The 14,066-nt window shown below is 50.0% G+C and carries 14 protein-coding genes; 9 read left to right on the forward strand and 5 right to left on the reverse strand.

From position 1 onward, the window contains the following. The first annotated feature begins 123 nt into the window (after window positions 1-123). Both EVX52_RS13550 and EVX52_RS13555 read left to right on the forward strand, forming a co-directional pair. Window positions 124-1,857 (forward strand): lysophospholipid acyltransferase family protein, encoded by a 1,734-nt coding sequence (locus tag EVX52_RS13550; RefSeq protein ID WP_129953854.1) that lies wholly within the window; start codon window positions 124-126, stop codon window positions 1,855-1,857. Window positions 1,858-2,258: 401 nt separating this feature from the next. After that, the gene (locus tag EVX52_RS13555; RefSeq protein ID WP_129953855.1) at window positions 2,259-2,513 is read left to right on the forward strand and encodes a helix-turn-helix transcriptional regulator; all 255 of its coding nucleotides are present in this window, start codon (window positions 2,259-2,261) and stop codon (window positions 2,511-2,513) included. Between the two features lie 298 nt (window positions 2,514-2,811). On the opposite strand, the gene EVX52_RS13560 is transcribed toward EVX52_RS13555, so the two are convergent. Further along, window positions 2,812-3,111: a hypothetical protein gene (locus EVX52_RS13560; protein WP_129953856.1), complete on the reverse strand. Its 300-nt coding sequence runs from the start codon at window positions 3,109-3,111 to the stop codon at window positions 2,812-2,814. Window positions 3,112-3,220: 109 nt separating this feature from the next. Here EVX52_RS13560 and EVX52_RS13565 point away from each other — a divergent pair, with 109 nt between their 5' ends. Then, on the forward strand, window positions 3,221-4,105 hold the full coding sequence (locus EVX52_RS13565) for a LysR family transcriptional regulator (protein WP_129991483.1): 885 nt from the start codon (window positions 3,221-3,223) through the stop codon (window positions 4,103-4,105). 67 nt (window positions 4,106-4,172) lie between these two features. On the opposite strand, the gene EVX52_RS13570 is transcribed toward EVX52_RS13565, so the two are convergent. Then, window positions 4,173-5,339, reverse strand: coding sequence for a beta-lactamase family protein (locus EVX52_RS13570; RefSeq protein WP_240783470.1), 1,167 nt, complete (start codon window positions 5,337-5,339; stop codon window positions 4,173-4,175). Between the two features lie 431 nt (window positions 5,340-5,770). On the opposite strand from EVX52_RS13570, the gene EVX52_RS13580 reads away from it, so the two are divergent. Both EVX52_RS13580 and EVX52_RS13585 read left to right on the forward strand, forming a co-directional pair. After that, window positions 5,771-7,426, forward strand: coding sequence for a methyl-accepting chemotaxis protein (locus EVX52_RS13580; protein WP_129953859.1), 1,656 nt, complete (start codon window positions 5,771-5,773; stop codon window positions 7,424-7,426). Window positions 7,427-7,467: 41 nt separating this feature from the next. Continuing rightward, window positions 7,468-7,776, forward strand: coding sequence for a hypothetical protein (locus EVX52_RS13585; RefSeq protein WP_129953860.1), 309 nt, complete (start codon window positions 7,468-7,470; stop codon window positions 7,774-7,776). 483 nt (window positions 7,777-8,259) lie between these two features. On the opposite strand, the gene EVX52_RS13590 is transcribed toward EVX52_RS13585, so the two are convergent. Then, window positions 8,260-9,483 (reverse strand): NAD(P)/FAD-dependent oxidoreductase, encoded by a 1,224-nt coding sequence (locus EVX52_RS13590; RefSeq protein WP_129991485.1) that lies wholly within the window; start codon window positions 9,481-9,483, stop codon window positions 8,260-8,262. 310 nt (window positions 9,484-9,793) lie between these two features. Between EVX52_RS13590 and pitA the strand changes: the two genes are divergently transcribed. Further along, window positions 9,794-11,299 (forward strand): inorganic phosphate transporter PitA, encoded by a 1,506-nt coding sequence (gene pitA, locus EVX52_RS13595; protein WP_129953862.1) that lies wholly within the window; start codon window positions 9,794-9,796, stop codon window positions 11,297-11,299. Between the two features lie 96 nt (window positions 11,300-11,395). Here the strand turns inward: pitA and uspB are convergent, their stop codons facing one another. Further along, entirely contained in the window at window positions 11,396-11,731 is a 336-nt protein-coding gene (gene uspB / locus EVX52_RS13600) for a universal stress protein UspB (RefSeq protein WP_129953863.1), read from the reverse strand. A 337-nt stretch (window positions 11,732-12,068) separates the two neighbouring features. On the opposite strand from uspB, the gene uspA reads away from it, so the two are divergent. From uspA to EVX52_RS13610, 3 genes are all read left to right on the forward strand, one after another. Then, entirely contained in the window at window positions 12,069-12,509 is a 441-nt protein-coding gene (uspA, locus tag EVX52_RS13605) for a universal stress protein UspA (RefSeq protein WP_014333460.1), read from the forward strand. 221 nt (window positions 12,510-12,730) lie between these two features. Further along, on the forward strand, window positions 12,731-12,880 hold the full coding sequence (locus tag EVX52_RS25305; RefSeq protein WP_165385182.1) for a hypothetical protein: 150 nt from the start codon (window positions 12,731-12,733) through the stop codon (window positions 12,878-12,880). Between the two features lie 11 nt (window positions 12,881-12,891). Continuing rightward, window positions 12,892-13,254: a hypothetical protein gene (locus tag EVX52_RS13610; RefSeq protein WP_129953864.1), complete on the forward strand. Its 363-nt coding sequence runs from the start codon at window positions 12,892-12,894 to the stop codon at window positions 13,252-13,254. A 65-nt stretch (window positions 13,255-13,319) separates the two neighbouring features. Here EVX52_RS13610 and rsmJ read toward each other — a convergent pair whose 3' ends face one another. After that, window positions 13,320-14,066, reverse strand: coding sequence for a 16S rRNA (guanine(1516)-N(2))-methyltransferase RsmJ (gene rsmJ, locus EVX52_RS13615; protein ID WP_129953865.1), 747 nt, complete (start codon window positions 14,064-14,066; stop codon window positions 13,320-13,322).

The following is a 14,066-nucleotide window of genomic DNA, read 5'->3' on the forward strand; positions in this document are numbered from 1 at the left end:
AGCGTCCTTTCGCAACAAATTGAACCGCTGTTTTACTCAGGCTTCCCGGTACTGCCATCAAAGTGACACATCACTGTCATGCGCGCTGATTATGGTCGGTAGACTTCAACCGGAGGACATCCTATGTTCAGCATGGATACCCTGTTTCAGGATCTCGACCCGCAGCATAAAACCCCTTCCTGGCAACGCCGTCTGTTAAAAATCCTGTTCCGCGAAAAAGAATTCCACCGTTTTGCCGATCAGTATCCGCACCTGAAAGGCATTGATATGGCCGAGCAGGTGCTTGAGCATTTTAATATCCGCTGTGAACTGACAGAGCGCGACCGGGAGCAGATCCCGAGCTACGGCCCGGTGGTTATCGTGGCGAATCATCCGATTGGCACGCTGGATGGACTGGCGATATTGCATGCGGTGGCGTCGGTGCGTCCGGATGTCAAAGTGGTGGCAAATCAGTTGCTGTCACTGGTGTCCTCACTCGGCAGCCTGATGATCCCGGTGGATAATATGGGCAATCGCACACGACGCAATCAGGTCACTCAGATGCAGGAACATCTGGAAAATCAGGGCGTGCTGATTGTCTTCCCGGCGGGCGAAGTCTCGCGCATGAGTTCAAAAGGTGTGCGCGACGGAAAATGGCACACCGGTTTTATCCGCCTCGCCGCCAAAGCCCGTGCGCCGGTCGTACCGGTGCATATCAGCGGCAGTAACAGCATGCTGTTTTATATCAGCTCCATGATTTACCGCCCGTTCAGTACGCTTTTACTGGTGCATGAAATGTTTGGTCAGCGTGGCAATAGCCTGACGCTTAAAATCGGGGCGCGCATTCCTTATACCAGCTGGCACGACGGACAAATGCAGGCGGGCGATCTGGCGGCGCGTTTTCGTAAACATCTTTACCGCCTCGGCGCCGGCAAACCGGGTTTGTTCCATACCGAGACGTCGATTGCCCGCGCGGAAGACCGTGCAGTCTTGAAACACGCCCTGGAAGCCAGCGAAGTGTTGGGCAAAACGCCGGATGGCAAAATGATTTACCTGTATCGCCGCCACGGTGAAGACACTGTGCCGATTTTGCGCGAGCTGGGGCGCTTACGCGAAATTGCGTTCCGCGCCGTTGGCGAAGGCAGCGGACGCCGTCGTGATCTCGACGGCTACGATGACGATTACTATCATCTGGTTTTATGGGATCCGCAGGCGCTGGAAATTGTCGGCGCATACCGGTTTATCCCGACCGCAGAACAAGTCGCCAGCAAAGGACTGAACGGGATCTACAGCCAGAGCCTGTTTCAGTACGGCCATCAGATGGACCCGATTCTGGCGCAGGGTATCGAACTCGGGCGCAGCTTTATTCAGCCCGCCTACTGGGGTAAACGCGGGCTGGATTATCTGTGGCTCGGTATCGGGGCGTATCTGGCGAAATATCCGCAGACACGCTATCTGTTCGGACCGGTATCGATTTCCGGCGGGATGCCGCTGCCCGCCCGTGATTTACTGGTCGCGTTTTACCGCCTGTATTTCTCTCCGGCCTTACCGCTGGCGACATCCCGGCGCCCCTATCCGGCGTCGTTGCCCGACGTGTTAGCCCAGTTTTGCGGGGATGATTATCAGGAAGATTTGCAACGCCTGAAACGCCTGCTGGCAAATCTCGGCTGCAGCATTCCGGCGTTGTATAAACAATATTCCGAACTTTGCGAAACCGGCGGCGTGCAGTTCATTGATTTCGGCAGCGATCCTGAATTCAATAACTGTATCGACGGGTTAGTGCTGGTGGATCTCAGCCAGCTAAAACCGGCGAAGTTTGAGCGTTATATTGCGGTGCATCAGATAAATGAAACGCATGCAATGCATGAAAATTTATAGGAAGGCATCACGCAACTTCTTGATTTGATGTTTGGCAGGCGATCAGTCGTTACTGTATTATTCCCGGGCTGCGGCACATCCGCAGTCCGGGAATTGCAGCCCGGCTTGGAAAACAACAGTGCGATAATATATAGCTATCCTCTGTTGCAGCCTTGTCACATCCGTCGGAAATTATCTGATGTTCTATGGTGGCTCAGGCGGGGCTGACTTCGGTCAGACCGGGGTCCAAGCCGGTACTGCAATCTCCGTCTGGGCTACCACCCAAAAGAGTATTGCAGCTCTTTTAGGGGTAGTAATCACTGCTTAACTTGGACAAGCAACATGAAACATGTTTCTCATAATCCTACCTTTCTACCGTTCCCCGATTGCTCAACGAGCCCGCACATTTGGGGAGGTGTGCAATGAAAACCTACCAATATGAAGATTGGCATTCCGCCGATATCATCGCCGGGCTACGTAAAAAAGGCACCACACTTGCCGCCGTTTCACGCGCCGCAGGTTTATCTTCCTCTACACTGTCCAACGCACTTTCCCGCCCATGGCCGAAAGGCGAATTATTGATTGCAGAAGCACTTGGCCTGGTGCCTGCGCAAATCTGGCCGAGCCGATATTATGATCACAGAGGCGCAGAGATCAGGAAAGTGCTCAGAAAATAAAAAATGAAGTCATTAAATAGTCGGGGGCGGCATTCCGGCGCTGTATAAACAAGACTCCGAACTTTGCGAAACCGGCGAAGTTTGAGCGTTATATTGCGGTGCATCAGGAGATGCAGAAAGCGTAATTCCCCTTTCGGAAGCCGGCTTAAAACCGCCAGTATCGTATGCCTCCCCGGCACCGGGGAGGCATTTTCGTGCAACACCCCCTGCCGTTTAATACATCCATCGAATCAATAAATAATTAATTTTTATTCACAGGGGATATTTAATTATTTTTTACAATGACGCAGACGTTTTTCTAGCAGGAAACTCCATTCCCCTCGAGCAATTTTTGCATTAGCCTTAATTCTTGTTTATAAATATAACGTAGCGGGTCAGCACCACCAATAACGTTGTGGGAGTCAACCAATACCAGGCATGGAAATGATCTGGGCGCGGCTTCAGAAAGAACACATGCCAATTCCTCATCAGTAAAGATAGAGGAATTCAGGGGATCGTTATTAATATTTAAATAATCTTTTATAAACCATTTTTCAAATGAGGCGTTATCAGTAAGGACTTTCATAAAACCTTTTCTGCTCTGTTCAGTGAATGCCATTATTAGGCCGCCCTCTGAGTTCATACACAATAGAAATTTTTAAAAATCGTGATTTGAAATATTTTGTGACCTACATCATGTATTTGATTAAAAGGATAATAATACTCTTGTGAGCAATAAATTTGACTATAATTTGATCAAAACTCTGGTCCTGGTTTATGAAACCAAAAGCATGAGTAAATCGGCGAAAGCACTGGGGCTTTCTTCCCCAACGCTGACCTATGCATTAAACAAATTGCGTGATTACTATAACGATCCGTTATTCATCAAATCCTCCAGAGGGCTTAAAGCGACGCCCGTTGCCAATCAGCTATATCCGAATTTCAAGAAAATTGACGAAGACATTGCGAACTCTGTGATGATAAGCGGCAAAAATTATCCTGAGGTTGCTGATGTTATCATCAGAACTAATACTATGGTTGAATATTTCCTGATGGATAAACTGCTAAAAAATAATAAATTGCGGGAAGGTATTAATTTCACGTTTAATAACCGGATCATGCTTGAAGAACAACGACTCACCGCACTGGTCTCACGGGAGGTGGATATTGATATTGGCTCGGCCATAAAGCATAACCACTCGTTTATTTCTACCCGTATCGCACAATCAAAAATTATTGGCTTATGCCGTCAGGGACATCCGCGGATTAAAGAAAATTTAAGCCTGGAACAGTGGATGAAAGAAGAGCATGCCGTACTCAGTTCTGCTGAAACACACGCCTATCTGCCGGAGAAATTATATGCAAATTTCCATCAGCGAAATATCCGTTACCGCTCAAATTCATTGCTTAATATGCTGCATTGCATAGAGAAAAGCGACTTTGTTATGTTCTTCCCGGAGTTCCTGCTGAAACATATTCCGCACTATTTTAATTTGCAAACGGTTGCTATACCCTGGATGGAAAAAGATACGATGGATGTTTATGCCTATATTCATAGCAAGGCAAAAAATGACGAACGACTGCTGCATATAATTGATTTACTGAAACTGTAGAAGCGGGAAAACTCACCCTTGCGCGCAAAAACGGAAGGGATTCTTTGTTATTTCAACGTCTCTTCCATCACCGGCAACGGCCTTTGAAATCGTCCGCCATTGCCATTTTCAGTAACAAATCATGGCCGACATAATTGCTCCAGTTGAAGGAATTTTGTAGAACCACTACCGCATTTTTATGCTTTTTATCGAAGCCAATATAACTGGAATACCCACCGATATAGCCGACCTGATAAGTAATAATCTGTCCATCTTTATAATCTGTGACCCAGGCGATGTTAGCGGCTTCCATTTCTCTCTGGAAATAAATCTTTTCCGTGGTCTGAATAGCGGCACTGAGAGCCGCAGATTGTGAATCATCAATATGCGCCCGCAAATATTTCAGCAAATCATCAGCATTACTGTAAAGGCTGGCCGCCGCCACCATATTGTTCGAGAAATGCCAGTCAGGCACCACGTCGCCACGGCGGATAAGTTTAGGCTGATCCCCTGCATGACCAATCGCGCGGTACGGATAGGTTTTTAACTGGCTGGCATAAAAACTGGTGTTACCCATTTTTAAGGAATCAAAAATAAAGGTATAAGATAATTGCTGAATATCTTCACCGGTTTTTAATTTCAAAATATAACCGAGCAGTGCATAGCCTAAATTAGAATATTGTGGCTGACGTAATAACGGCCTTTTAAAAGACGACAGGTCATCGACCACGGCATCGCTGTCCAGCTCATGATAGAAATTGTCGCCGGTATATAAATACTTAAGGAAACTTTCCAGCATATCTTTGGTCATGTTCTGACGGGGCAAACCCGAAGTGTGCGTCGCCAGTTGCAACAGGGTGATTTTTTTGGCGTCCTCGCTCAGCGGGGTATTTTTTGGCAGGAGATCCACCAGTTTGTCATCCCACTTGAGCTGTCCTTTATCGACCAGCCCCGCCACCACTTCTCCCGTCACACCTTTACTGACCGAACCGAGTGCAAACAGGGTTTCGCCATCAATCCTGTAACCGTTCACCGCGTTGGTATAACCATAGCCCCAGGTTCTGGCCGCGCCGTTATTTCTGATGATCCCGATCGCCATGCCGCTGGATTTTTCTTTGTGCAGGTACCGCCGGGCTACGGTATCCACCATGTCGTCAAGATTTTGGCTACAGGCCAGCTGCTTCACTTCATGCGGATTTTCTTCAACCTGCATATCGGAAAGTGTGCCGCACGCTGTCAGAAGCAGTGGAAGCATGATACTTAAGCCCGAAAATCGTCCCGTGATTCTTTTCATTTTATTGATTTATAAAGATAAATAGCACGGTGGCAATTATGAATAAACATCAGGTGACCTTGTGACAGAGAAAGAGACATGCCGGATGGGCGTGGGCAGGTCGCAGACTGTGTTATTTCCTCGCGCTTTTCAATGAGAAATTGCCGTGTTCCTGATGTTCTTTTTAACAACCTTCCTGATCCGTCGGAAATGATTCAAAAACCGATCCAATGAGAATGAAAAATCTCTTTAGATGCATAAAAAATCATTCGCAACATTATTTATGAACATTTTATTAACGTAAATTATTGAATTAGATCGGTTTAATTAACGTTAACGCAATTTTTGCCGATAACCGTGATTCACATCCTGTCTTTTTCCTGAAGGCGGGACTTTTAAAATCAGGGGAAAATATGAACATCACACAACGTCTTTTACTGACGTTCTCGCTGCTTTCTGCGGCCCTTATCTCAATGGGCGTCGTCGCAATCATGTTGATTTCGGGTTTCCAGGACCGGTTTGAATATGTTCAGGTCAATACGATCCCTTCAATTAAGGATCTCAATAATCTTATTGATCAAAGCAATAAGCTTTCTCTCACCCTCTATAAACATCAGAGCCAGACCGATAACGGTAAAATGCCTGAAGTAGAAACCCGCATTCAGCAGCAGATTGCCGGGCTAAAAACGCTGACGGATTATTATCTGCAGCACAACATCTCAGATGCTGAAGATGAAAGGCTGACACACGTGGCTTTTGACAATATTCGTAAAGTGGAAGAGAAACTTCCCGCCTTTCTGACCTCTTCACGAGCGCATCAGGACGATGTCACTCTGGCAATGATTGAGGGCGACGACAGTATCGGCGGGGCTATCCGTCAGCTCATCGCCGATTATCGCAAACAGCTTACCTTAAATATCAACATCGGTGAGGGGCTGCGGGCCATCAACCACAGCATTTTCAACACCACATTGTGGGGAATGGGCGGCAGCGTGACGATCATTATTCTGCTGTTGGGATCCTTCGCACTGGCCACCATCCGTCGGGTACGAAAAAGCCTGCTGGACATCGGCGGGATTATGGCCGTCGCCAGCGAGCGGCTGGATCTGACCGTAAGCGCCGATGACAGCCGTCATGATGAAGTGGGCAATATGGCCCGCGCGTTCAATAGCCTGATGCAACGCGTATCCGGAGCGCTGCTGTCTGTGAGCGCGGCTTCCCAGTCCGTCAGCAGCGCCTCGGCACAAATCGCGGCCGGTAACGAAGACCTCTCCTCGCGCACCGAGCAGCAAGCAGCTTCTCTGGAACAAACGGCCGCCAGCATGACCGAGCTGAGCGAGACGGTTCGCCAGACGGCTGACAACACGCGTCAGGCCAGCCAGCTGGCGGGTAACATGAATGCACTGTCGGAGAAAAGTGCATCATCACTTGAGACGATGCTGGGTACGATGGGTGATATCCGCAGCAGTTCACGCAAAGTCACTGAGATCATCACGCTTATCGAGGGCATCGCCTTCCAGACCAATATTCTGGCGTTAAATGCCGCCGTGGAAGCGGCACGTGCCGGTGAGCACGGTAAAGGCTTTGCTGTTGTTGCAGGAGAGGTCAGAAATCTTTCTCAACGTTCGACCACCGCCGCGCGTGAGATAAAAGAACTGATCGACCTTTCCTACAGCCTGATCGAAGCCGGTGCCCATCAGGCGGGCGATGTCGGCGAGAACATGAACTCCATGGGTAATGCCATCCGTCAGGTGACTGATTTGGTCAACGAGATTGCCGCTGCGGCAACAGAGCAGAGTCAGGGGATTTCTCAGGTACATCAGGCGGTCAATCAGATGGATGACGTGACTCAGCAGAACGCCGCGCTGGTAGAGGAAGCCTCTTCAGCCTCGCGCTCGTTGCAGGATCAGGCTGACGGCCTGGCGAGACTGGTCGGCGAATTCCGTCTCAGCGACGCCACGGCTCAGCATCAGTCCCGGGCAAAACCGGCGCGGGCACTAGCCGCCCTTCCACGCACGGAAAAGCCGGGTGCGCACTCCACAAATGAGTCCGACTGGCAAAGCTTCTGATCAGGCTTTTGCCGTCGTCTCGTTACCGGGAGAACGTCATTATGGAAAATCTTCAGGAGCATGCCGGCCATCTGGAAAAACACAGGGCGCTGATCGAGAGCTTCGAACAGATGGCGGTGCTGGTGAATCAGCTTGCTACGGGAGAATACCGTTCACTGGATTTGTACATTAATAACTGCCGACATTTCCGCGATCGCAGTCTGGAAGTTCAGGCGGTGCTGGCAGATAAGCGTTTTGAAACCTACCTGATGCGCAATGATATTACGCTGTATTACAGCATTCACAGCGTAAATATGGCCTTCGGCATGATGACCAATATGCTGGAAAATTTGAAAGGTTTTTTGTCCTGAGAAGGTGTTACCGGGGGACTCCAAAACGCCAGTCAGGCTGCCGTTCACGACAGGAGACTATGAGTTCAAAGTGACCGTATCCTAAAAGTACGTTTTAGCTGACCCCGCTACCTCAGAAAGGGTGGCGGGGTTTCTTGTGGTTCGTATTATTGGGTTTTACGCGTAGACTGCCCAACCTCACAAACCCGCTGTGATTATCCCGTAATAAAAACAATACCGCCCACAGGTGGCATTAAAACATCTGGACAGATAAACGCGGCAAGCCGCTAGCCTGCTTATGCAACCCAACGTCCTCATGCCACCGGCGTGAACCGCTCGCTAAACACGACATAGGGTCTGTCGGTCAGTGGCGACCACTACCCTATGTCGTGTTTTTCTGCTTTTGAGAGGGGAGATTTTCCTGTTTGACATCACAATTAGATTTTTTGTCGTGGTGCTCTGGATCACGAACTTTAATGTCTCAAATGCAGGTGAGATCACCAACTATTTATTCAGATCATCATTTTTATTATTGCAAAACACCACCAGATCCTGCGCACAGGCCCACGCCGAACTCCACGCCCACTGGAAGTTATATCCACCCAGCCAGCCGGTGACATCCACCACTTCACCGATAAAATACAAGCCCGGCACCTTAGCGGCGGCCATGGTTTTGGACGACAACTCTTTGGTATCGACGCCGCCAAGCGTCACTTCTGCCGTGCGGTAACCTTCGGTGCCGTTGGGCTGAACCTGCCAGTTTTGCAGTTGTTCAACCAGTTCCGCCTGCTGCGGCACATTCAGCTGTTTCAGCGTGACGTCCGGCAACTGACCCAGCGTTTGCAGGCACTCCACCAGACGTTTCGGCAGTTGCATCGCCAGCGTATTTTTCAGGCTCTGGTTCGGGTGTTCCTGACGCTGCGTATTCAGAAACGCCGCCAGATCCACATCAGGAAGTAAGTTAACGCTCACAAACTCACCCGGCTGCCAGTAGCTCGAAAGCTGTAAAACTGCCGGACCGGACATGCCACGATGGGTGAAAAGAATGCTTTCACGGAAAACCGTGCCGTCTTGCGCAGTCAGAACCGCAGGCACTGACACGCCGGAAAGCGTCTGCAAATGATCGAGCAGCGGTTTGTGCAGGGTAAACGGCACCAGACCGGCGCGGGTCGGCAGCACTTTCAGGCCAAACTGTTCCGCCAGACGGTAACCGAAGGGTGTCGCGCCCAGCCCCGGCATGGAAAGCCCGCCGCTGGCAATAACAAGTGAGTGAGTGCTTACAGTTGAGCCATTCACCTTGATGACAAAGCCATTTTCGGTTTTCTGCACATCGGAAATCTCGCTGCGCAGGCGTACATCGACATTGCCCAGCTCGCATTCTTTATCGAGCATGCTGACGATTTGCTGTGCCGAGTCGTCGCAGAACAACTGCCCGAGGGTTTTCTCGTGCCAGGCGATGCCGTAACGGTTGACCATATCGATGAAATCCCACTGGGTATAACGCGCCAGCGCGGATTTACAAAAATGCGGATTTTCGGAAAGATAGGCAGCGGGTTCAGCATAAAGGTTGGTGAAATTGCAGCGTCCGCCGCCTGACATCAAAATTTTGCGTCCGGTTTTTTTGCCGTTATCCAGCAGCAGAACCCGGCAGCCACCTTGTCCGGCCTGCGCCGCGCAGAACATGCCTGCCGCACCTGCACCAATGACTACCACATCAACCTGTTCCACTTTCGGCCTCTCTTTTACGGAAATTCAACTACGTTTTACATAAGGTTCGCCCTGTTTACCGGGGCGTTGAGCCGCGGATTGTAAGGGACAGGCGCCTGTTAAACCAGCCAACAGACCGTTTCCTGAACGTCGTAAGTAAATGTTTCAATCACCAAAGGAGGAATAACTTTTTGATAAATAAAAACTTAACCAAATCCAGGGTAGATATTGGACTGTTTTTAGTCAAAAAAATGTCATATTTTCCTTTTCCCCTCCCCCTGTTCTCGCAGATAATGCGCGGCGTTCATGACCACTAACTGGCGTAACAATTATGCTGCATCTATTTGCCGGATTGGATATTCATACCGGTTCGTTATTGATTCTCGCGTTACTGTTTGTTCTGTTCTATGAAGCCATTAACGGCTTCCATGATACGGCCAACGCAGTGGCAACCGTCATCTATACCCGGGCAATGCGTTCGCAATTAGCGGTCGTGATGGCAGGGGTATTTAACTTCTTTGGCGTCCTGCTCGGTGGTTTGAGTGTGGCTTATGCCATCGTTCATTTACTGCCAACTGATTTGCTGCTCAACGTGGGTTCTGCTCATGGCCTTGCCATGGTGTTTTCTATGTTACTGGCGGCGATCATCTGGAACCTTGGCACCTGGTATTTCGGCCTGCCGGCGTCCAGTTCCCATACCCTGATCGGCGCCATCATTGGCGTAGGGCTGACCAATGCATTAATGACTCACACCTCTGTGGTCGATGCGTTAAACATCCCCAAAATGATCGGTATTTTTGCCTCACTGATCGTCTCCCCGCTGGTCGGGATGATTATGGCAGGTACCATGATTTTCCTGCTGCGCCGTTACTGGAGTGGCAACAAGAAACATGCACGTATCCACCTGACCCCTGCTGAACGGGAAAAGAAAGATGGCAAGAAAAAGCCGCCATTCTGGACACGTATCGGCCTGATCCTGTCGGCTATCGGCGTGAGTTTCTCTCATGGCGCTAATGATGGTCAGAAAGGTATTGGCCTGATCATGCTGGTTCTGATTGGTGTGGCTCCGGCGGGTTTTGTGCTGAACATGAGTGCAACCGGTTACGACATTACCCGTACCCGCGACGCCGTGACCCACCTCGGACAGTATTATCAGCAACATGCTGATGCCGTACCGCATGTGGTAGCACTGACACCGATAGTGCCTGCACCTGATGTTAATATCGCACCGACTGACGAGCCCAAAGTGTTCCACTGCGACAGCAGCCACGCACTTGACGCCATTGGTCGTGCGCAAAGCCTGCTGACTAATCTGCAATCTTATAGCGACCTGTCACCGGACGAACGCAGCCATATGCGTCGCCTGCTGATGTGTGTTTCTGATACTGCGGATAAAGTGGCGAAGCTGCCGGAAACTTCCGCCGCAGATAAACGCTTCCTCGGCGAGCTGAAAACCGACATTCTGCAAACCGTCGAATATGCACCTATCTGGATCATTATCGCGGTAGCGCTGGCGCTGGCACTGGGTACCATGATTGGCTGGAAACGTGTTGCGACCACCATCGGTGAGAAGATTGGTAAGAAAGGCATGACTTACGCACAGGGGCTGTCAGCACAGCTTACTGCGGCAGTTTCCATCGGCGTAGCCAGCTACACCGGCATGCCAGTTTCCACCACGCATGTGTTGTCGTCTGCCGTCGCGGGCACCATGATTGTCGATGGCGGCGGTGTGCAGTCGAAAACCGTGAAAAACATCGCGATGGCGTGGATATTAACCCTGCCGGTGTCGATTGTGCTTTCCGGTGTCCTGTACTGGATTGCCCTGAAGCTGATCTGATGCTTGTCTGACAGGCAGTAAAAAGGCGACCTTGCTCAGCAGGTCGCCTTTTTTGTTTCCTTATTCACTCATCCTCCCTCACGTTTCTTTCAGTTTCTAATACCAGATCAGCATCGCTAACATACTGATTAATATTAAACCGACCAGTGCCGTAGTCAGGATAAACTGACCGCGAACCCGCTCACAACGGCGAATAAACTCAGGATCGTGATGTTCAACGTAGCGCTGAGCATAAATATAGCGTACCAACCTTATTTGCTTGCCAGGCTGACCGTGAGCCGTAAAAAACCCTCCGCCATCGACGTACTGATACAACAGCGGATCGCACCCCCGCAGAACCACCAGCAATGCGCGCAAAGAAGAGTAATAGCGCAGCATATTCACTACACATACAAAACATAAAGCCCAAAACAGCGCAACGGGACTGATCATGATTCCCCCTCAAGGCGAACTGACACCGCGCAATGCGCCCGTCATGCTGGCATACACCCGGCGTTTCGCCCTGCCTTTCCGCAATTTCACACCCCCGGGCTACCTTCGCCCGCCCTCTTTTCGTACCACAGAAGATTGCCAAAGCAGGAGACGCCTGCATTATTGAGTGTAGGAAACGAATCCGAAACTGTTCATATTATTTATATCTATGGATTCTCAGATAAGGAAATGGGATCTGTATGCTTGATTTATTTAACCATTTTGGCGCTATACTGACGTCATGACATCCGCATGATGCTGATATTGCTATTAACCGACTTATGGAAGGAGTTTTCTTATGGCTTACAAACACATACTTATTGCTGTGGACCTGTCGCCGGAGAGCAAAGTTCTGGTCGAGAAAGCCGTTTCCATGGCGCGCCCATATAACGCCAAAGTGTCCCTGATCCACGTTGATGTGAACTATTCAGACCTGTATACGGGTCTTATCGACGTTAACCTGGGCGACATGCAGAAACGTATTTCCGAAGAAACCCATCACGCGTTGAACGAACTGTCGCAAAATGCCGGCTATCCGATTTCGGAGACCCTCAGCGGCAGCGGTGATCTGGCGCAGGTGCTGGTAGATGCCATCAACAAATATGGCGTGGACTTAGTGCTGTGCGGCCATCATCAGGATTTCTGGAGCAAGCTGATGTCCTCAGCACGCCAGTTGATTAACACCGTTCATATCGACATGCTGATCGTGCCATTGCGCGATGAGGAAGAAGAAGCGTAAGAGGCGTTGCTGTTAATATTGTAAACAAGCCCGCTGGTTTTCACCTGCGGGCTTTTTTTGTCTTTTTGCCTGGAGAATACGGGTCGATTCCTGAACAAAGAATTATTCTGTATATACAGAATAGGTGATTATCAATATATAAATCACATCCCTCTGTTAATTATGAAGAATATTAAAACAGTATGGGTATATACGGAAGATGTTTTCATACAGGATGTATTATGAAAATCCAGTTTTCACCGGCAGTGAAAGAGAAATTGTTCGTAAAATATAATGTTGTGGAGAAAGAGGTCTTCGAATGCTTTGCTAACCGCGGGGGTCATTATCTGAAGGATACCCGCGAAAAACTGGCAGCAACACTCCCAATTTAGAGGAAGATATTATGACGACCCGCCATGACGCTCAGGATAATGCAGAAATGTGGGATAATCGCGAACTCGGAGCATCGGAGGAGCATGCAGAGGCAGTTAACCCTTCTCTGGCCGCTGAATTTGATGACATGATGGAGCTTCAGGCCATCTCAATAAGGTTGCAAAAATCGCTGCTGAATAACCTGAAAACCATCGCGGCACATCACCAGATTGGATACCAGCCGATGGTAAGGGATTTACTGACGCGTTTTGCAGAAGCAGAAATGAAAAAGATCCTGATTGACCAATTAAATAAGATCGACGAAACACAGCGGGATCGCGAAAAAACGGTGCCGGTTACTGAGTTTATTGAAGATTTGCGTAATCAGGCATGAAAATAAGAAACCAGAACGTATGTGCAGCGCTTTCTGGTTTCTTATTAATCATGCGATGCCTTTGGTTACAACGGCGTATAGATATCAAACCGGTGACTTTTGGTCACGACAGCGGCCTGGGCGGCGATATCAGCCATCGGCGGTGCGTAGTCCGGGCGTTTGACCACAATACGTTTAGTCGCTAAACGGCGTGCCGGTTCCAGCAGGCCATCCGCATCTTCATCCGGGCCGACTAATCCCTGAAATACCCGCATCTCTTTCTTCACCAGCGCACTTTTCTGTTTATGCGGATACATCGGGTCGAGATACACCACTTCCGGTTTTGGCGATAGTGCAGCCAGCGCTGTCAGGCTTGAGGCATGCAGCAACGTCATACGCTCGCGCAGCCACGGGCCGATTTCTGCATCGCGATAGCCGCGCGCCAGCCCGTCATCGAGCAGTGCCGCCACTACCGGATTGCGCTCCAGCATCCGCACCTTACACCCCAGGGACGCCAGTACAAACGCATCACGGCCCAGCCCTGCGGTGGCGTCAACGACATCCGGCAGATAGCTGCCTTTAATGCCGACGGCTTTGGCTACTGCCTCACCGCGTCCGCCGCCGAATTTGCGACGATGCGCCATCGTGCCGCCGACAAAATCGACATAAATCGCGCCGAGTTTTGGCTCGTCACGTTTGCGTAATTCCAGACGTTCAGGCGTCAGCACCAGCGCCATTACGGCATCCGGGTCAGACGTCAGATCCCAGCGCTGCGCCAGAACAGATAAGGCGCCTTCATCGGCGCCTTCTTCACACAGTAAACACACACTCAC

The organism is Rahnella sp. CFA14(1/10) (assembly GCF_004195095.1).
In the GTDB taxonomy this organism is placed as follows: domain Bacteria; phylum Pseudomonadota; class Gammaproteobacteria; order Enterobacterales; family Enterobacteriaceae; genus Rahnella; species Rahnella perminowiae.